At 54.0% G+C, this 18,262-nt stretch carries 17 protein-coding genes; 9 read left to right on the top strand and 8 right to left on the bottom strand.

Annotated features, from left to right (window positions below):
* Nucleotide 1: 1 nt before the first annotated feature.
* The 6 genes from HZ99_RS05350 to HZ99_RS29145 form a co-directional block, all read right to left on the bottom strand.
* Nucleotides 2-3,097: an efflux RND transporter permease subunit gene (locus HZ99_RS05350; RefSeq protein WP_200876637.1), complete on the bottom strand. Its 3,096-nt coding sequence runs from the start codon at nt 3,095-3,097 to the stop codon at nt 2-4.
* A complete protein-coding gene (locus HZ99_RS05345) occupies nt 3,097-4,272 on the bottom strand; it encodes an efflux RND transporter periplasmic adaptor subunit (RefSeq protein ID WP_235205566.1) in 1,176 nt (391 codons plus the stop codon). Before HZ99_RS05345 ends, HZ99_RS05350 begins: the two co-directional genes overlap by 1 nt.
* Nucleotides 4,273-4,433: 161 nt before the next feature.
* Nucleotides 4,434-4,694: a DUF2790 domain-containing protein gene (locus HZ99_RS29490; RefSeq protein WP_038441716.1), complete on the bottom strand. Its 261-nt coding sequence runs from the start codon at nt 4,692-4,694 to the stop codon at nt 4,434-4,436.
* 164 nt (nt 4,695-4,858) lie between these two features.
* Nucleotides 4,859-6,259: an ATP-binding protein gene (locus HZ99_RS05335; protein WP_051903073.1), complete on the bottom strand. Its 1,401-nt coding sequence runs from the start codon at nt 6,257-6,259 to the stop codon at nt 4,859-4,861.
* Entirely contained in the window at nt 6,259-6,978 is a 720-nt protein-coding gene (locus HZ99_RS05330) for a response regulator (protein WP_038447943.1), read from the bottom strand. The genes HZ99_RS05335 and HZ99_RS05330 overlap by 1 nt, the downstream gene beginning before the upstream one ends.
* Nucleotides 6,979-7,340: 362 nt before the next feature.
* Nucleotides 7,341-7,559: a hypothetical protein gene (locus HZ99_RS29145; protein WP_051903070.1), complete on the bottom strand. Its 219-nt coding sequence runs from the start codon at nt 7,557-7,559 to the stop codon at nt 7,341-7,343.
* Between the two features lie 368 nt (nt 7,560-7,927).
* On the opposite strand from HZ99_RS29145, the gene HZ99_RS05320 reads away from it, so the two are divergent.
* Complete coding sequence (locus tag HZ99_RS05320) at nt 7,928-8,383, top strand: ester cyclase (protein WP_051903068.1); 456 nt, start codon at nt 7,928-7,930, stop codon at nt 8,381-8,383.
* A 230-nt stretch (nt 8,384-8,613) separates the two neighbouring features.
* Complete coding sequence (gene hchA / locus HZ99_RS05315; protein WP_038441714.1) at nt 8,614-9,495, top strand: glyoxalase III HchA; 882 nt, start codon at nt 8,614-8,616, stop codon at nt 9,493-9,495.
* A 348-nt stretch (nt 9,496-9,843) separates the two neighbouring features.
* On the opposite strand, the gene HZ99_RS05310 is transcribed toward hchA, so the two are convergent.
* Nucleotides 9,844-10,812 carry an AraC family transcriptional regulator gene (locus HZ99_RS05310; RefSeq protein WP_038447938.1) on the bottom strand — a complete coding sequence of 323 codons (969 nt, stop codon included), beginning with the start codon at nt 10,810-10,812 and terminating at the stop codon, nt 9,844-9,846.
* Nucleotides 10,813-10,994: 182 nt separating this feature from the next.
* On the opposite strand from HZ99_RS05310, the gene HZ99_RS05305 reads away from it, so the two are divergent.
* Nucleotides 10,995-11,693 carry an alpha/beta hydrolase gene (locus HZ99_RS05305; protein ID WP_038441713.1) on the top strand — a complete coding sequence of 233 codons (699 nt, stop codon included), beginning with the start codon at nt 10,995-10,997 and terminating at the stop codon, nt 11,691-11,693.
* Between the two features lie 137 nt (nt 11,694-11,830).
* On the opposite strand, the gene HZ99_RS05300 is transcribed toward HZ99_RS05305, so the two are convergent.
* Complete coding sequence (locus tag HZ99_RS05300) at nt 11,831-12,661, bottom strand: alpha/beta fold hydrolase (protein WP_038441712.1); 831 nt, start codon at nt 12,659-12,661, stop codon at nt 11,831-11,833.
* A 224-nt stretch (nt 12,662-12,885) separates the two neighbouring features.
* Here HZ99_RS05300 and HZ99_RS05295 point away from each other — a divergent pair, with 224 nt between their 5' ends.
* From HZ99_RS05295 to HZ99_RS05270, 6 genes are all read left to right on the top strand, one after another.
* Entirely contained in the window at nt 12,886-13,371 is a 486-nt protein-coding gene (locus HZ99_RS05295) for a MerR family transcriptional regulator (RefSeq protein ID WP_038441711.1), read from the top strand.
* Nucleotides 13,372-13,499: 128 nt separating this feature from the next.
* Entirely contained in the window at nt 13,500-14,732 is a 1,233-nt protein-coding gene (locus HZ99_RS05290) for an NADH:flavin oxidoreductase/NADH oxidase family protein (protein WP_038441710.1), read from the top strand.
* Nucleotides 14,733-14,866: 134 nt separating this feature from the next.
* Nucleotides 14,867-15,760, top strand: coding sequence for a LysR family transcriptional regulator (locus HZ99_RS05285; RefSeq protein WP_038441709.1), 894 nt, complete (start codon nt 14,867-14,869; stop codon nt 15,758-15,760).
* 298 nt (nt 15,761-16,058) lie between these two features.
* Complete coding sequence (locus HZ99_RS05280; RefSeq protein WP_080727665.1) at nt 16,059-16,850, top strand: aminoglycoside phosphotransferase family protein; 792 nt, start codon at nt 16,059-16,061, stop codon at nt 16,848-16,850.
* Nucleotides 16,851-16,983: 133 nt separating this feature from the next.
* Complete coding sequence (locus HZ99_RS05275; protein ID WP_038447934.1) at nt 16,984-17,316, top strand: DUF2790 domain-containing protein; 333 nt, start codon at nt 16,984-16,986, stop codon at nt 17,314-17,316.
* Between the two features lie 11 nt (nt 17,317-17,327).
* Entirely contained in the window at nt 17,328-18,251 is a 924-nt protein-coding gene (locus HZ99_RS05270; RefSeq protein ID WP_038441708.1) for a LysR family transcriptional regulator, read from the top strand.
* Nucleotides 18,252-18,262: the final 11 nt, after the last annotated feature.

Genomic DNA, 18,262 nt, shown 5'->3' with positions numbered 1-18,262 from the left:
TTTACTTCAAAGGCTCCAGCACCTCCTGATGTTGTTTGCGCCGCTGAGATAGCCGATCAAAGGCCAGAAAGACCACAGGGGTCGTCAACATCGTCAGCACCTGGCTGAGTAACAAGCCGCCGACAATAGCGACACCCAGCGGCTCACGCAGTTCAGCCCCAGTACCGAACGCCATCATCAATGGTACGGCCCCAAGCAGGGCCGCCAGGGTTGTCATCAAAATCGGCCGAACCCGTACCAGGCATGCTTGGTGGATGGCTTCTTGCGCCGACAGGTTTTGTTCACGTTGAGCCTGGATGGCGAAGTCGATCAGCAGGATGCCGTTTTTCTTGACGATCCCGATCAGCATGATCAAACCAATCAACGCCATGATCGAGAAGTCCAACTGCCAGGCCCATAGCAATAAAATGGCGCCGATACCGGCGGAGGGCAGGGTGGAAAGGATCGTCAACGGATGTACCAGGCTTTCATACAGCACACCCAGAATGATGTAGACGGCCAACAGTGCCGCTACGATCAAGAAGGGTTGGTTAGCCAAGGACGATTGAAATGCCTGTGCCGAGCCCTGGAAGGTGCCGCTCACTGACGCAGGCACACCGAGATCTGCCTCGATGCTCTGCAGGGCTTTGACCGCCTCGCCCAAGGCCACACCGGGAGTCAGGTTGAACGACAGGTTGGAAGCCGGCAGCATGCCATTGTGATTGATCACGAGAGGCCCATTTTGGGGTGGTTCCACCCGGGCAAATGCCAGTAGCGGCACCATCTCGCCGGTCTGCGGAGCGCGCAGATGAAAATAGCTCAGGCTGTCGATGTTACCGCGTTGCGCGCCATCGAGTTCAAGCACTACTTGGTATTGATTCACCTCTGTCTGATATTCGGAAATTTGTCGTTGGCCAAAGGCATCGTACAGCGCATTATCAAGATCTTGAGCGGTAAAGCCGTAGCGGGCGGCCTCGTTGCGATCCAGGGTGATGCGGGTAACGTTGGCGTCCAGTTGCAAGTCGTGGGAGACGTCCAGGAATAACGGGCTGTCCCGAAGTCGGTCGGTCAGGGCGGTGGTCCAAGTCGCCAACTCATCGCTGCTTTGAGCCCGAAGCACGTATTGGTATTGGGCCCTGGGCTGACCAGCGCTGAGGTTGATGTCTTGGACAGCACGCAAGAAAACCTGGATACCTGGTATTTGTGCCAATTGCGGACGGAGTCGATCGATGACTTGGCTGACTGTCGCATCGCGCCTCCCTGGATCACTCAACACCAGCCACATGCGGCCGTTGCTGATCGAATCCGTCATGCTGCCGCCAACTGCATGGTTGTAGCTGATGATTGCCGGATCTTTGCTGAAGATCGCTTCCAATTGTTTGTGTTTGGCCACCATTTCGTCATAGGAAATATCTGGAGAGGCTTGGGAAAACCCCATGATGAAAGCGGTGTCTTGTAGTGGAAAGAACCCCTTTGGGATCATCACGAAACTGGCCCCGCTCAGCAGCACGCTGCCCAGAAATACACCTAATACAATGCGCTGATGCCCCAATGCCCAAGTCAGCGTTCGGTCATAGGCGCCCATCAGTCTGGCGAACGGTCCTTTTTTGGAGGTTTGATGATGGACTGGCGCCTTCATGAACAGAGACGCCAGCGTAGGCGCAAGTGTCAGGCAGACGATGACCGAAATGGTGACCGCGGCAACGGCCGTCAGGGCAAACTCACGGAACAGCCTCCCGATCACGCCGCCCATAAACAGTAAAGGCGTAAAGGCAGCGATCAATGACACGCTGATCGAGACGACAGTGAAGCCAATCTCCTGGATGCCCTTCAATGCTGCCGTTCTTTTGTCTTCGCCCAGCTCCAGGTGGCGATGGATGTTTTCAATGACCACGATGGCATCGTCGACGATGAAGCCAACCGAAATGACGATGGCGACTAGCGTCAGGTTGTTCAAGGTAAATCCCGCGAGGTACATCACCCCGAATGTCGATACCAGTGATACGCCCAGTACGGTGGTGACGATCAGCGTGGCTGACCACTGGCGTAAGAACAGGGCCATCACCCCCAGCACCAGAACGATGGCGACAGCCAAGGTCAATTGCACCTCATGCAAGGAAGAGCGGATGGTACGGGTACGGTCATTCAAGACTTCTACCACCATGTCTGCGGGTAATGCAGCTTGGAGTTTGGGCAGGGCGTTTTGAATACGGTCAACGGTGGCGACGATATTGGCTTGTGGTTGACGTCGAATCACTAAGGCCACCCCCGGCAGGCCGTTTGGCCAAGCTTCGGTGTAGTCTTCCTGTGACCCTAGGGTGACGGTTGCAAGGTCGCGTACATGAACCGCCGAGCCGTTGCGGTAGGCGACGATTACGTCGCCATATTCCTCAGGTTCAAACAGTTGGTCGTTAACCTCTAGTGTGGATACCCGGTTTGCTCCGAACAGCGCACCCTTGGGTAAGTTGACGCTCGCTCGTTGTACAGCTTCGCGGATGTCGGAAAGCGACACACTAGCTGCTGCAAGCACCTCAGGACGCGCCTGGATCCGGATCGCCGGGCGACGCTGGCCTACGATGCTGATCTGGCCCACACCTTCTACCTGGCTAAGCTGGCGCGACAATACAGTTTCTGCAAGATCACTGACTTCAATCAACGACATGTTGGTTGAATGTGCGCTGAGAATCAGAACTGGGCCGTCAGCGGGATTAACCTTGCGCCATACAGGCAAACTGGGCATGTCGTCGGGAAGGCGTGCTGATGCGTTGTTGATTGAGGCCTGAACCTCTTGGGCAGCCGTGTCGATATTTTTTTCAAGATTAAATTGCAACGTCAACACCACTGCGCCCAGAGAGCTGGATGATGTCATTTCACTGATGCCGGAGATTGAGCTGAGCTCTACTTCAAGAGGGGTGGCCACTGAAGAGGCCATGGTTTGAGCACTGGCGCCGGGCAAATTGGCGGTAATCTGAATGGTCGGAAAGTCAGCTTCAGGTAGTGGAGCGATCGACAGGCGCGGGTAGGCGATCACGCCCAGCATTGCAACGGCCAAGGTCAGCAGTATGGTGCCTATGGGGTGATTGAGACACCATGAGTAAACACTGGACTTTGTCATAATCAAGCGCCTCCTTTCGCAACGGGAGGCAGCCCGCTGTCGCTGGTCTCGACAATACGAATTTGGATTTGCGGACGTAAACGTGAGTAACCATCAGAAATGACTGTATCACCGGCCTGAATGCCTTCGACGACGGCGATCTCCGCATCGGAGTAAGTCACTTGCACGGGATAGGGAAGCGCCTTGCCCTCTTTGATCAGCCAGACAAAACTGCCTTTTACCCCCTGGCGTAATGCACGTTGTGGAACCACCAAGGCGTTGAGCAATGTTTCAGCCTGCACTTTGACAACTACGGACTGGTCTGGCCATAAGCGTCCCTGTGAATTAGCAAAGTTGCCTTTGATCCTCAAGGTTCCGGTTGTATCTGTAATTCGATTGTCAATAAGGGTGAGATAACCCTCGCTCAAAAGTGCACCTTCGTGGTTTGAGTACGCCAGTATGGGGGTACGAAGTTGTTCCAATTGGCTTGCCAATGACTGCAGCTGTGCCAATCTGGCTTGAGGGAGATAGGCCTCAATGCTGATCGGGTCCAGTTGAATCACTGAGAACAAGGCTTGCGCATTATTTGCTTGTACGTAGCTGCCTTGATGAACGTTGCGAATACCGACGCGTCCCGTAACGGGTGAATAAATTCGGGTGTAAGAAAGTTGTACTTGATTGGCGAGTACGCTCGATTGTTGGCTTTGAACAGTTGCGCGTAATTGGGCAACCAGAGCAATTTGCTGATCAAGGGTCTGGCCTGAGATGGCTTGTATCTCACCTAGCGCCCGATAGCGTTGTAGATCTACGTTAGCGGCCGTCAGTTGGGCCTGCGCGACGGTTTGCTGCGCTTTAGCTTGCTCAAGTGCGGCAACAATTGCGCGATCGTCGATACGCGCCAACAGGTCGCCTTCCTTGACGAGTTGCCCTTCGTTGACCAGTATTTCGAGCAATATTCCATCTACCTGAGATCGAATCTCGACGCTATGCAGTGAGCGGACATTACCGATCGCCGGGATCATGATCGGCACATCGCGTTGTTGTACTTCGGTCACATGGACTGGTACAGGAGGTGGAGATATCACATCGGCCAGCGGTTTTTGCAGATACCAATAATAGGCTATCATGACGATAGTAATCAGGCCGCCCAAACTCAAGTAGGCCCTGAGGGTGCGTGATGATAGTTTTAACTTTGGCATGGTGACAATATCTCCGAAAGCTTTAAACTTACAGGTATGAAGTTGCCAGTCGACTATTTCAGAATGCCGTGCGATGAATGTTTTGAGCCTGCGGTTTTTATGTGAGGTAGGCTCTCGCGTAGCTCGCTAAGCTAGCCATAAAACAACCAATTAGTGCAGATTTAGTTGCTGCTTATGCAAATTTCCGCGTGTTTTTTGTAGGTAATAGCTTTAACGATGCCCTGGGTATCCACGTAAGTCATTTTTGCCTTCACGACCTCACAAGTACGGGTGTCTGGCTCCTCCATTGACACAACCCGCGCGATATCCAGTTTCATGCCGTAGGTGTAATTTGATATGGGTATTTTATCTGCCTCCCGCGCGAAAGATGCAGAGGGAACCAGGAGAAATGCAAAAACCACTATCGCTAAGTGACTATTCATTTTAAGTGGCTCATTTATGTGAACGCTTAAAATTTACCACCCGTTTGTATAGAGTGTTTGTCAGGAAAGGGAAGGTTTGTCGCAAAGTGTCAGAGTATGGCTGCTAGAGTATCAGTGAGGTGTACTAAATTGCTGCGCAAGCCAGACAGGTAGAGGAGGGGGGGTCAGTGGGTAATCGGAAGAGTTATCACAGCCCGCATTCCGACTCTCAGATTATTCAGGCTTATATCGCCACCATGATGACGTGCGATAGCCCGTGCGATGGATAGTCCCAACCCAACGCCCCCTGTTACAAGGCTGCGTGAGCTCTCAAGCCTGAAGAACGGCGCGAACACTTGCTCCTGAGAGTCTGTAGGGATGCCCGGGCCGTCATCTTCAACCGCTATGTCCAGACCTGCAGGTGTGTAACAGATGCTTACCCGTGCTTGCTCACCATAGCGAACGGCATTCTCAATAAGATTGCGCAGTGCTCTTCGTAAAGCATCGGGGCGACAACGGTAGATTATTTTGGGGCCGCCGGAATAGCTCACCTGCAGCCCCAGTTCTGCCAAGTCATCACACAAGCTTTCGACCAGCGCACCGATTTCCACTGCGCGAGTTGGTTCAATCGTCGCCTCTTCACGCGCGTAGGTGATAGCGGTCTCCGTCAGGCTTCTGATTTCTTCGATAGTTGCCAGCAGTTTTTCCTGGACTTCGGAATCGGTGACAAATTCGGCACGTAAGCGTAATGACGTGATCGGTGTGCGCAGATCATGGCCAATGGCAGCCAAAATTCGGATGCGATCATCGACAAACCGTTGGATACGTGCCTGCATACGATTGAATGCTTCGGCTGTCTGGCGAATATCGTCCGGCCCCGATTCTGCTAGAGGTGGAACCGTTTCGCCTCGTCCCAGAAGTTCGGCAGCAGCGGCGAGATGTCGCATTGGTTGGGTAATTCCGCGAGCCACCCAGATGGCAATCAAAGATAGGGCTAGTGCAGTGATTGTAAGTGTCAGTAGCGATTGTGCGGTTAAAGAAAAGTTATGAACGGACTTTGAGTAAACCGCATTTAGCCATGAGCCGTTTGCAAGCGGGACTGCGATCCCCCATCCATTCGCGCTCTCTAGAGAAAGGAATCTGGTAGACGGAGAAAGAGGCCAGGTGTCTGGCGGCTCGCTCCACATTACCTGTCCGTCCAGAGCCTCCGAGGGCGGGGTTTTAATATCGATTATGCATTTGTGTTGATCGGGCACGGTGTGTTCATTGGGTAATGGCATTACCAGATGAGCCCGGGCGTCGTGCCACCATGAAGAGGGGGCGTTCGAGACGTCGGGCGAAATCCAGAAGCGGCTGAAGTTAGTTCCGCTTGTAACAAGAATATCGTGTTGAAGTGTGGTCGGTGTGCGCTCCAGCAGAAGGCCCAACGATACTGTTCTGCTGAAAAACTCATTTTTGGCTGCTGCACGTAACGCCTGATCACGCTCATCCCAAGAGATCAAGAATCCGACACCTTGAGAAGCCGCAAGCGCCAGGAGCAACAGGAGAATGAAGCGTGCCGCGAGGCTGCGTTGCCATATCCGCATCATTCCCGTCCAACTTGGGCGGTGAAGCTGTAGCCCCCACCCCAGTGGGTCTTGATCAAGACCGGTGTGCGGGAGTCAACTTCGATTTTTTTCCTCAGACGACTGACCTGATTATCGATGCTGCGGTCGAAGTTATCTGAGGCCCGACCCACGGTCAGATCAAGCAGTTGGTCACGATTGAGTACGACACCTGCGTAGTCTAGGAAAACGTTCAATAGCCGAAACTCCGCAGTACTCAACGCAATAGCGATTCCGTCACCACTGAGCAACTCTCGACGCCCTACATCCAGGAGCCACTGGTCGAAGCGAAGCATGGTTGCTTTTGAAATGCCTCGCTGTGGCGGTAGGCTATTGACTCGTCGCAGCACGGCCTTGACCCTGGCGAGGAGTTCTCGTGGGTTGAAGGGTTTGGAAAGGTAGTCATCAGCGCCTAATTCGAGTCCGATTATTCGGTCCAACTCTTCGGTCATGGCTGTCAGGAAGATAATCGGAACCTGAGCAGTGGCGCTCAGCCGGCGGCATATACTCAGGCCATCCTCACCCGGCATCATCACATCAAGGATTATGAGATCAGGTGCATTACGCTCCATCAAATGGCGTAATGCCACTGCGCCGTCTGCCACACTGATCCGGTAACCATTCTGGCTTAGGTACTTTCCTACGAGATCACGAATATCACGGTGATCGTCGACAATGATGATGTGTGGGGACGACTCCATAAAAATACTCCAATGGAAATATATCGATATGCTCGTCACGATGGTCAGATTTTTGGGCATTTTTCTCTTGAGGGAAAGGGCCTGCCGTTCAATAATTCAATTATTTTTTATCAAATTGTACCCATACCTAAAACTGTGACACTTTTAGATAATTTCCTCCGATTTGGCCTTGTTGGAGCTGTTCCAGCCAAGATTGCGTGATGAGCACTCGGGGAGTGCTCTTATGCGACGGGAAGACTTGATATCGCTGTCTAACCTAAAAGTAACGGCTGTTTTTCTGCTCGCAGTTTTTTTAAAAAAACAATGACTTATCCAAGAAAACAAACAGGCACTCATAAACAAGAGCTATCTAATAGGATTAGCTATGAGTAAATGTCTTTGTCGATAGCGGTAGCGTTTGCAAGCTTGTCCTTCGGAGAAGGGCGTGCCGAAAGGCGGGCGTTTTTTTGTTGTCTTCGATTTGTACAAAACCCATCTCGAAACGCCAGTTCGGCGCCCACCTCCACGTACTCAATCTTCTTTTCGTTGTGCCCTTCCTGATAGTACTTCGTCATTTTCTCGTCCGCATGGCCCATCAGCACCTGAATGTATTCCTGAGGGATTTTCTGCTGCTCGCACAGCCAGATGTTTTCTGAGATGTTCAGAAGAGCGGGGCCTGGCTTCTATGGTGTTTCGCGGCAAGCAAAACCTCGATGAAAGCGATACGGCGCCATCGAGCCCATTAATATCGCACCATCGAAATTGGGAGTATGGCGACGAAGGTCAAGCAGGCTCCCGAAGCTGCCCGGCGAGGCGCGTTGGTTATCCGCGCAGCCATGGTGTTCCCCGAACGGCTCCTGCGAAGCTACCAATCAATCCAAACGATGGAAATCCGCTGAAATGAAAATCCACTGGGGACTACAATGTCGATAGTGTATGAAAGCGAACTCGCCTAGACGGAGTATGTTTTATGAAAAAATGCATTGGGTTTGTAGTTCTGACGTTTCTGCTTTCTAGTCATGTTCAGGCGGCGTACACGGAGCAGGAGGAGCAGAACAAACGTAACGTGCTGGAGTTCTATGAGCAGGGGCTGAATCAAAAAAATTTCGATAAAGCAGCGCCCTATCTTGGCGAGCGTTACATACAGCACAACCCTAATGCTGAAGATGGCGTCGAAGGCTTCCGGAAATTTGTTTCTTTTCTCAAACAGCGATTTCCTGACTCAAAAAGCGAGGTCAAACAGGTTTTTGTCGATGGAGATATTGTTGTTTTACACGTCAAAAATACCGGCCGTGACGAGGGCGTGACGCGGGCAATCATCGATATCTTCCGGATGGAGAATGGGAAAATTGTTGAACATTGGGATACTATTCAAACGGTTCCTGAAAAGGCTGCTAACGCTAACGGTATGTTTCTCGGCGAGTAGAAATGAAAATACTTGCACATATTGGGCCTAAGTCGAGCGGCCAGACCAAGGCAGATTAATTAACTGGCTGCTTAGCCAGCCTTCCCTCGGACAATCCTTCCCGCTCTCACCTCATCTGCATATCCCACAAGCCTGTGGCGTTCATACCTTTAGAGGAGTTCCCTCATTGCGAGCTGGACGTCGCGCTACTAGGATTGGACTCGATATTTGGCCCAATCGGAGGAAAAATCATGGCTACATTGCAGAGTGACGACAAACGCCCAGCGCCGGATCGTGCGGAGGATAATGCCTTTTTCCCATCGCCATATTCGCTCAGCCAGTTCACTTCCCCCAAATCTGATCTCAGTGATGCTGACTATCCCAACCCTTACAAAGGCGGGCGATGGAAGATTCTGCTGATTGGCGCTGACGAGCGTTATCTGCTGACAGACAACGGTACGATGTTCTCCACTGGCAATCATCCTGTTGAAACTTTACTGCCAATGTATCACCTAGACAAAGCGGGCTTTGCTTTCGATGTCGCGACACTGTCTGGAAACCCGGTGAAGTTTGAATTCTGGGCCATGCCCTCCGAAGACAGCGAGGTAAAGGAGTTTTACGCCAAGTACCGTGAGCAGTTCAAGAAACCTCTTAAGTTGTCCGACGTAATTGAGAAGGCGTTGGGTGATGATTCGGACTACATCGGTGTCTTTATACCTGGAGGCCACGGCGCACTGATCGGGTTACCTGAAAGTTTTGATGTGAAACACGTATTGCAATGGGCAGTAGCTAAAGACAAATTCGTGATTTCCTTGTGTCATGGCCCTGCCGCGCTGCTTGCGGCGGGTCTTGAAGAGTCAAAGACTTCCTATGTTTTCAACGGCTACAAAATTTGTGCTTTTCCCGATGCTCTGGATGCGAAGACACCTGACATCGGCTACATGCCTGGGCATTTAACCTGGAAGTTTGGCGAGCAGTTAGAGGCGTTGGGGGTTGAGATAATCAACGAGGGTATTTCCGGTGCTACTTTCAGAGACCGCAAATTGTTAACCGGTGATAGCCCTCTGGCGGGGAACAACTTGGGTAAATTAGCAGCGGACGCTCTCCTGAAAGAGCTTGATGTGGGGGAGTAACAAGCCTGTCGAGGCAACCTTGCGCGCCGCTCTCGAGATTGAAGCGGTGCGCGATTTAGGCACAATCCAAGAGGTGGTCCTGTAGATCCTTTTCATCACGGTAAGGTCTGCGACCAAGCTTCATTCGGACGAACATGCCACCCACCAGGGGCGGCCGCCACGGCTTGATAGTTGGGCCTGTAGCCAGGGCCGACAGGATGTCTGCTTCCATAACTATCTCCCGCCGCCCACTGCTGGTCGCGCGGTCTTGATGATGAAATATCCGGACAGACGGAGCCTGCGAATCAGTTGTGGAAAGTCTTCTGTAAGTGACTTTTGGGCTGTCGATTAAAGTGCCCCTACCGATGTCTACTCGGTGTATTTCAGGCGATATTCGGTTGGCGTCAATCCTAGTTCCCGGCGAAAGGCTCGACTAAAAGCCGCATCTGAATCATAGCCCAGATCTTCCGCTATTTTTGAGACGCGTTGGTTTGACGACCTGAGACGTTTTCCTGCGAGCTGCATTCTCCAGCGAGTCAAGTATCGCATCGGTGAGTCTCCAACCATCTGGCCAAATTTATTCGCAAAATTTGATCGCGATTGGCCAACCTCTAAAGCGAGTTTCTCCACCGTCCAATCTGCTCCTGGCTCTGAGTGCAGCAATGCAAGAGCGTGGCCGACCATTGAGTCGCGTAATGCCGCAATCCAGCCCGTGATCTCAGTAGGGGCTGTGAAAAGCCAATTTCGGATTGCCCATATAAACATCAGGTCAATGATCCTGGACAACATAATCGCACTCCCTATTGAAGGGCGTGCCATCTCTTTTTGCATCGCTGCGACCGTCAGCGCCAACCATTCTTTTGATCCAAGCGTGTCAGGCTCAATACTGGGTCGGCTGGATACATGCAAAAACTTCGGCAGGCCCAACATCAACGCTTGGCCGCCAACGCTATCGAACTTGAAAAATCCACTGGTGATTTTGTTATCGGGTCCTGGAAAGTTTTTTTCAGCTCTCTGCGATGAAGTGCCTTGAAACTCGATCCAGTGACTGACGCCACTTGGTGCAAATATTATGTCCCCTGGGGAAAGGTAGATTGGCTCCTTGGCATCATGGGGGCAAAGCAGAAAAGCGCCGTAATGAACGATGTGGAAATAAGCAATTTCGCCATTAAATATCTGTTTTTCAAAGGGTTCATACTTTATTGCCGGAAGCAGCTCGCTACACATTTCAGCTTTACTGAATATGTCAAAAAAGACATCTGCGGCAGGGTGTCGGATGTCATTTTTGAAAGGGATAGCGCCATGGCGTTTTAGCACGTTCTTTGGCGTTTCAGTCATGGTAAATAGATTCCTCTCCCCGTGATAATCCTTCGACCAGAGAGTGCACCGAAGGTCTGCGGCTGATTTGGCTGCCAAGCAGATCCAGAGTTCCTTTGGAAATGGGTTAATGGTGTATTGCGCCATTCTGGGCGCGTGCGTCATATGCGGATGTTTTCACTGACAGGTAGAGGGATCGAGCAATGAGTGATAAACCCACGATTATACTGGTACATGGCTTTTGGGGCGGTGCAGCACATTGGAGCAAGGTCATTGTTGAACTGGCTCGCAAAGGCTATTCGTCCATACATGCAGTTGAAATGCCTCTGGCATCCCTCGCTGAGGATGCTGAGCGTACTCGCAAGATGATTGCCCAACAAAAGGGGCCTGTCTTGCTTGTGGGACACTCGTACGGCGGTGCTGTAATTACTGAGGCTGGTGATCAGCCTAACGTCATCGGGCTTGTTTACATCGCAGCATTCGCTCCTGACGCGGGTGAAAGCCCTGGTGAAATTACACAGCGCAATCTGCCCCAAGCGGCTGCCAACCTTGAGCCAGACAGTGATGGTTATCTGTGGGTAAAACCGGATAAGTTCCATGAGAGCTTTTGCCAAGACCTATCCGACAGTGAGGCCTTGATAATGGCGGTGACCCAAAAAGCACCGCTGGCTAGCACCTTCGGCGATAAAGTCACTGCCCCTGCATGGAAGAAAAAACCGTCTTGGTATCAGATTTCCAGCGAAGACAGGATGATTCACCCTGAGAATCAGAGACTGATGTCGGCAAGGCTTAATCCAAAGAATGTTATTACTCTAGCGACCAGCCATGCTTCGCTGGCGACAAAACCCTTCGAGGTTGCGTTGTTCATTGATGAAGCCGCAGTAGCCGCATCGAACGTCTAAATTCGGTGTAGTGCTGAAAAGCCCAGCCTTGAGCTGGGCTTTTTGTAGCTGGCCTTTATTGCGCCATTCAAGGAACGACAGGTGGACTTTGATAGCGGCGCTAGTGGCAGGTTTCGGCCAAACAATCAGCCAATGGCTTAGCCTCGCACGAACGCGAGCAAGTCAGCGTTAATTGTATCGGCGTGGGTTGTAGGCATCCCGTGCGGGAAGCCCGGGTAGATTTTCAGAATACTGTTTTGCAGCAGATTGGCCGACAGGACTCCGGCATTCTCATGCGGGACGATCTGGTCATCATCACCATGCATCACCAGTACAGGAATCTTGATGTTCTTCAAGTCTTCGGTGAAGTCAGTCTGGGAAAACGCCACGATCCCGTCATAGTGTGCCTTTGCACAACCCATCATGCCTTGTCGCCACCAGTTCCAGATGATGCCCTCTGAAGCATTGGCTCCCGGACGGTTGTAGCCGTAAAAAGGTCCTGCTGGAACGTCGTAGTAGAACTGTGCGCGGTTGGCTTTTAATTGCGCCTGCAAGTCGTCGAACACCGACTTCGGCAGGCCGCCAGGATGGGTCGGGGTCTGGACCATCAACGGCGGCACCGCGCTGATGATGGCTGCTTTCGAGACTCGGTCTTCGCCATGGCGAGCGATGTAATGAACGACTTCGCCGCCGCCGGTTGAATGCCCGACATGGACGGCACCTTGCACACCCAGGTGATCAACTACGGCCGCGACGTCGTCGGCGTAGTGATCCATGTCGTGTCCATCCCAAACCTGACTGGACCGCCCGTGTCCTCGCCTGTCGTGTGCGACAACCCGGTAGCCGTTGCCCAGGAAAAAGAGCATTTGCGCGTCCCAATCATCCGCGCTCAGTGGCCATCCATGGTGGAAAAAGATGACCTGGGCATCGCGTGGGCCCCAGTCTTTATAAAAAATGTCGGCACCATCGCGCGTAGTGACATACCCCATGCTCGTATCTCCTGAATGACGTGAAAGCCTTCATCGAATCGTATGCGGATGATGGCCATGAATGAGCAACGTTCAGCTCATCCGATGAGTGGTTCAAGGGAGGGATGCTGCCTACCCCATGAACGCCATGACGGCTGAGCAGCAAGTGCACCTGAGTCATTTGGTCGCCTGATAACTTTAGGTTTAAAGTCAACTTTAAGGTCACAGGTATTTCAGGTGGAGTGATGAGAATAGGCGAACTGGCGAAAATCAGCGGGTTGGCGCCTTCACGTATTCGTTTTTACGAGGCTAGCGGCCTGATCAGATCGGTCGAACGCAAAGCCAATGGCTACAGGGACTACGCACCCGATACTGAGTGGGTTCTGGAACTCATCACCGGCGCACAGGCGGCAGGATTCTCACTGGAGGAAATCCGGCATTTGATGCCGATGAATGCCGACGGTTGGCAGCACGACGAGCTGCTCAGTGGGCTCAAGCAAAAGGTTGAGGAAATAAGTGTCCTGCAGGAACGCATGGCTCAGAACAAAGCGCAACTTTTGCTCGTTATCCAGGGCATTGAGGGTAAGCCCGAGGGCATGGCGTGTGCGGATAATGCGCAAATGCTGATAAATCGTCTGCGTGAGGACGGTGTTGGTCACACTTCGGGCAAGCGTGCGGCCACATCTTCCCGGAGAAAAAACGCCCGCCAGCGCTCCCCAGCCAGGCTTTAACACTAGGCATCTGGTGATGCCCTTGCCAGGGGCTGGCGCGATGGCCTTCGGCTGACCTTGAAAAAGGTATTGACCTTAAAGTTGACTTCAATCTTAAGGTGGCCTCATCTCCAATTGAGGACCGCTCCATGAATGTGTTCGACACCCTGATGCTACCCAATGGTTCGACCATCAAGAACCGCATCGCCAAAGCGGCGATGGAAGAGAACATGGCGGACGCCGATCAGGCACCCTCCGAAGCACTGTTGCGCCTTTATCAAGCGTGGGGCGACGGAGGTGCCGGCCTGCTCATCACCGGCAACGTGATGGTCGATGGCCGTGCCATGACCGGGCCGGGTGGCGTGGTGTTGCAAGATGATCAGCAACTGGAGCGGTTCAAGCGCTGGGCGCGTATTGGTCGATCCGGCGGTGCGCAGTTCTGGTTGCAGATTAATCACCCAGGTCGGCAGATGCAGGCCAACCTTGGGCAAAAAACCTGGGCGCCGTCAGCCGTGCCGCTGGAACTGGGTAAAATGTCCAAACATTTCGCCACGCCTTACGCCATGACCTCCAGCGTGATTGAAGAGGTTATTCAGCGCTTTGCGAACACCGCCCGCCTGGGCGAACAAGCTGGATTCACCGGTGTGGAAATCCATGCTGCCCATGGTTACCTGTTAAGTCAGTTCCTTTCGCCGTTGACCAATCAAAGAACGGATGAGTGGGGCGGCTCACTGGAAAACCGAGCGCGCCTGTTGCTCGAAATCGTCAAGGCAGTCAGGGCTGTGGTTTCGGCTCAATTTGCCGTAGCGGTCAAACTTAATTCCGCCGATTTCCAGCGCGGAGGGTTCACGGCCGATGACGCGAAAAAGGTCGTAGAACTGCTCAACCCCCTGGGGGTGGACCTGGTGGAGTTATCTGGCGGCAGTTACGAAGCCCCCGCCATGCAGGGCGAGGCACGCGATGGCCGCACCCTGGCTCGCGAAGCCTATTTCGTCGAGTTCGCCCGGGACATCCAGACGGTCGCCAAAATGCCGGTGATGGTCACCGGCGGTATCCGTCGCCGCCCGGTTGCCGAAAGCGTCGTGCAAAGTGGTGTGGACATGGTGGGTATCGCAACGGCATTGGCCATTGATCCGCACTTGCCTCGTGGCTGGTTGATGGGTAAGGACAGCGTCCCGCAATTGCCGCCGATCACCTGGAAAAACAAAGCCATCGTCGCCTTGGCGAACATGGCTGTCGTGAAGTTTCAATTGCGCAGACTGAGTCGGGCCAAAAAAACCGATCCAAACGTTTCACCGATATGTGCGCTGATTCAGCAGCAAGTCTCCCTGGCATTTCGCACTCGACAATATCGGCGCTGGATCGAAAAGCGTTTGATGTGAGTCGGTGCTCGCCGATATCTATGTTTAAAGGGGCAGTCATTGGATTAGGCGGGCGACTGTGGTATCTACCGACCGAAACTGGAAAATAACTCACAAAAAAGCTAGGATCTCTCTCATTAATGAGAGGGTAGTCCATGGACTTGAATGCCGTCCGTATGTTCGTCAGCGTGGCGCAGATCGGTAGCCTGTCTGCGGCCGCCGAGCGCCTGGACATTCCATTGCCGACCTTGAGCCGGCGCATTCGCGAGCTTGAACAGCAACTGAAAGTACAGTTGCTCGAGCGCTCTGTGCGGGGCACCAGGCTCACCGATTCGGGGATGCGGCTGTACGAGCATGCCAGTCGCGGCATCGAAGCGTTGGCCGAGGGCGAACAGGCGGTGATCAGTGATCAGGCTCTGCTCAAAGGTCGCCTTCGCTTGTCACTGCCTCCTTCGTTTGAGCCTTGGTGGGATGTCTTGTCGGCGTTCCAGCGCCGCTACCCCCACGTCCAGGTCAGTGTTCATACCACCGAGCGGCGCATCGACTTGATCGAGGACGGCGTCGATGTGGCGTTGCGGGTCGGCATGATTACCCACGAGACCATGGTTGCCCGCCGCCTGCTGAGCTATCGCCATCTGCTGGTCGCCAGCCCGACGCTGATTGAGAGATTGGGTATGCCCATCAGCATCGAGGCTTTACACGGTTATCCCTGCGGCGTCTGGAGTCAGGGAATATGGCAGCTGGGCGATGTGGTGCTCCAGCCAGAAGCGATGTTGGCAACCAATGACTATGCGCATTTGCGCAGCCGGGCGTTGGCCGGTGATCTGGTGACAGAGCTTCCGCCTTTTCTAGCGGTGCCTGCCATCCGCGAAGGGAGGTTGCTGGCGCTGCTACCTGAGCATCCATTGCCAGAGCAGCAAATCAACCTGATCTACCCGTCACACCGTCATCCGTCGGCTATCGTGCGGGCGTATCTGGATTTTGCCCAAGGGTACGTAGGGTATCTGGCGAGTACGTCGTCAGTATCAGATGCTCCGCTCGCCCTCTAGCTTCTCGCTAGAAAGTCATTTTTGCCAAAAGCGGCGGGATTTCGGGCTCACATGCCCAGCGTCGGGATGGTCACTTGGCCACATTCTATGAGTTGGCCGGCCGTTACTTGCAGCCCATCATTGGGTTTTGCGGCGTAGCCGGCAAGAAAGCCGATGGCCAGCAACGTGATGCATAGTAGGGATCTTCTGAAAGTCATCGGGAATTCGCTGAGTCATGGGGATGCAAACATGCAACACTGATTCCCGATTTTGACAAAGGTTCCTGGCGCGCATGCCCTGCGCCTCAGCCATGATGTGTATGTTTGATCAATATTTGAAGCGATGGGACCTGGCCATCGACGGTGAGGCATTCGCCTCGCGCAACGGCTATCTGCTGCCGGTCCGCCGGCACGGAATGCCCGCCATGCTCAAGATCTCCCAAGTGGCCGAGGAGCAAGCCGGCAGCTTGCTGATGGCCTGGTGGGACGGCGAGGGGGCAGCCCCCGTGCTGGCCCAGGAGGGCGAGGCCTTGTTGATGGCACGTGCGCAGGGGGCGGCGTCGCTTATCCAGATGGTCAAGGGTGGCCGGGATGAAGAGGCTACTCGCATCCTCTGTGACGTAGCCGCGCGCCTGCATGCACCACGGGCCAGGCCGACTCCCGCAGTGGTTCCCCTGACACAGTGGTTTGAGGCGTTATGGCCCGGGGCCGAGCGGCACGGTGGCATTCTTGAGCATTGTGCAAGCACCGCACGGGAACTGCTGGCGGCGCCCCAGGATGTCGCGGTGCTGCATGGCGATATGCACCATGGCAATGTGCTGGATTTTGGCGTGTCCGGCTGGCTCGCGATTGATCCCAAAGGCCTCTACGGCGAGCGGGGCTTTGATTATGCAAACATCTTCTGCAACCCCGATGAGTCTGCCCTGGGGCCCGCTTGCTTTGCGCGGCGGATCGAGGCCGTTGCCAGCGCCTCTGGTCTCGAGCGACGCAGGCTCCTGCAATGGGTGCTCGCATGGGCAGGGTTGTCCCTGACCTGGAGGCTGGAGGACGGTGATGAACCGGACATTACCCTTGGGGTGGCGCAACTGGCGGCAGCGGCGCTTGCTTGGTAATGAGTGCTGCTGTTTCAGGCACTGCTTAGTTGCGGATAACAGAAAGGTAATCTTCAAGCTACCTTGGTGAAAGGGTCGGTTAGTTAATCTTAAGTCTGGAAATATTACTGTAATGACTTGAGAGATGAACCTTATGAACCTGTTGAAACTAAGTATTGCTGCATTGGCGTTGTCATTATCCACGGCCGCATTCGCCACGGGAGGCGGTGATCGTGTGTTTGAGAAGTTGATGAGCGATAACCAGAAAGCCATGGCCGCTTATGCGCTGAAAAACGGCAAGGAGCAGCCTCAGGTCCAGAACTATCGCTACGGTATGAAGTTGGATATCGCCAAGGTAGTCAACGTAACCCCGCAGATCCGCTCCTGTGACATCGTGCCGTCGCGCATGACCTACGAAGACACGAGCGGCAAGCTCAATACCATCGAATACCAGATCATGGGGCAGTGCCGTAACAATGGCCGCTGAAAGGTGGCCTTATGACCGCGCAGGAACCCTTGATTGACCTCGCGCTGGCGCAGCGTTTTCTGACATGCGCACGTTGTGCCAGCTTTCGCCAGGCTGCGCGCAGCCTGAACATCCCCACTGCAGAATTGCGCAAGCAACTGGCCCAGCTGGAAGGGCGCCTGGGCAGCCCCCTGTTTGTGTACCGGGAAAATGCCCTGCGCCTGACCCTCAAGGGGCAGCGCCTGCAAGCGTTGCTGCTGGCGCGTTTTGGCGATGTTCAGCCACATGTGGGTACGTTGCCTCAGCCGTTGTTGCGCCTGGCCGTGGAAGACTCCCTGATGCACGATCTGCTGGCGCGCGATCTGCTGGATTTTATGCGCAAACACCCGGCGATGCAGTTGGAGGTCATCCCTCTGACAGGCGAGCCGACGCGCCAGGCCGACGTCATGGTGTGGCTGGCGGATGCTGACCGTCCGCGTCCCTCCCCAGGGTTTGCCATGACCACGCCGCAACGTCTGGCGCGCATCGACTTCAGCCCGCACATGGCCAAGCGTTACTGTCGTGGCAACCGCTTGCCCAGGCGCCTTGCAGACCTGTCTGACTTCATGCTGGTACAAGGCCGCACGAATGCGCCGGTTGCCGCTTTTGAACCCTGGAACCGCCTGGTCAAACAGCGCCAGCGGGCAGTAACCCAGGTGCATTCCCAGGCGTGGGTGCGCGAGTGGGTCAGGCACAGTGCCTGTGTCGGCTTATTACCGGACTACATCAGCCATCTGGATACAAACCTGCTGGCCCTGACGCCATTGTTTAGCGAGCCTATGCAGCGGCTGGCGTGGCTGTCCACGGCGCCTTTGACCGCTGGGCAACCCCATGTGCAAGCGCTGGTGGCGTTGGTTCGCAAAGCTTTCGAGGATCGGCGTGATTGGTTTGAAAAAGTTACCGAGCAAGACGCTTGAGAGGCCGGGAT

Origin of the sequence: Pseudomonas fluorescens (genome assembly GCF_000730425.1) — a bacterium.
GTDB classification, from domain to species: domain Bacteria; phylum Pseudomonadota; class Gammaproteobacteria; order Pseudomonadales; family Pseudomonadaceae; genus Aquipseudomonas; species Aquipseudomonas fluorescens_X.
Note: the sequence above shows the minus strand (reverse complement) of the source record. Positions and strands in the feature narration are given on the sequence as shown.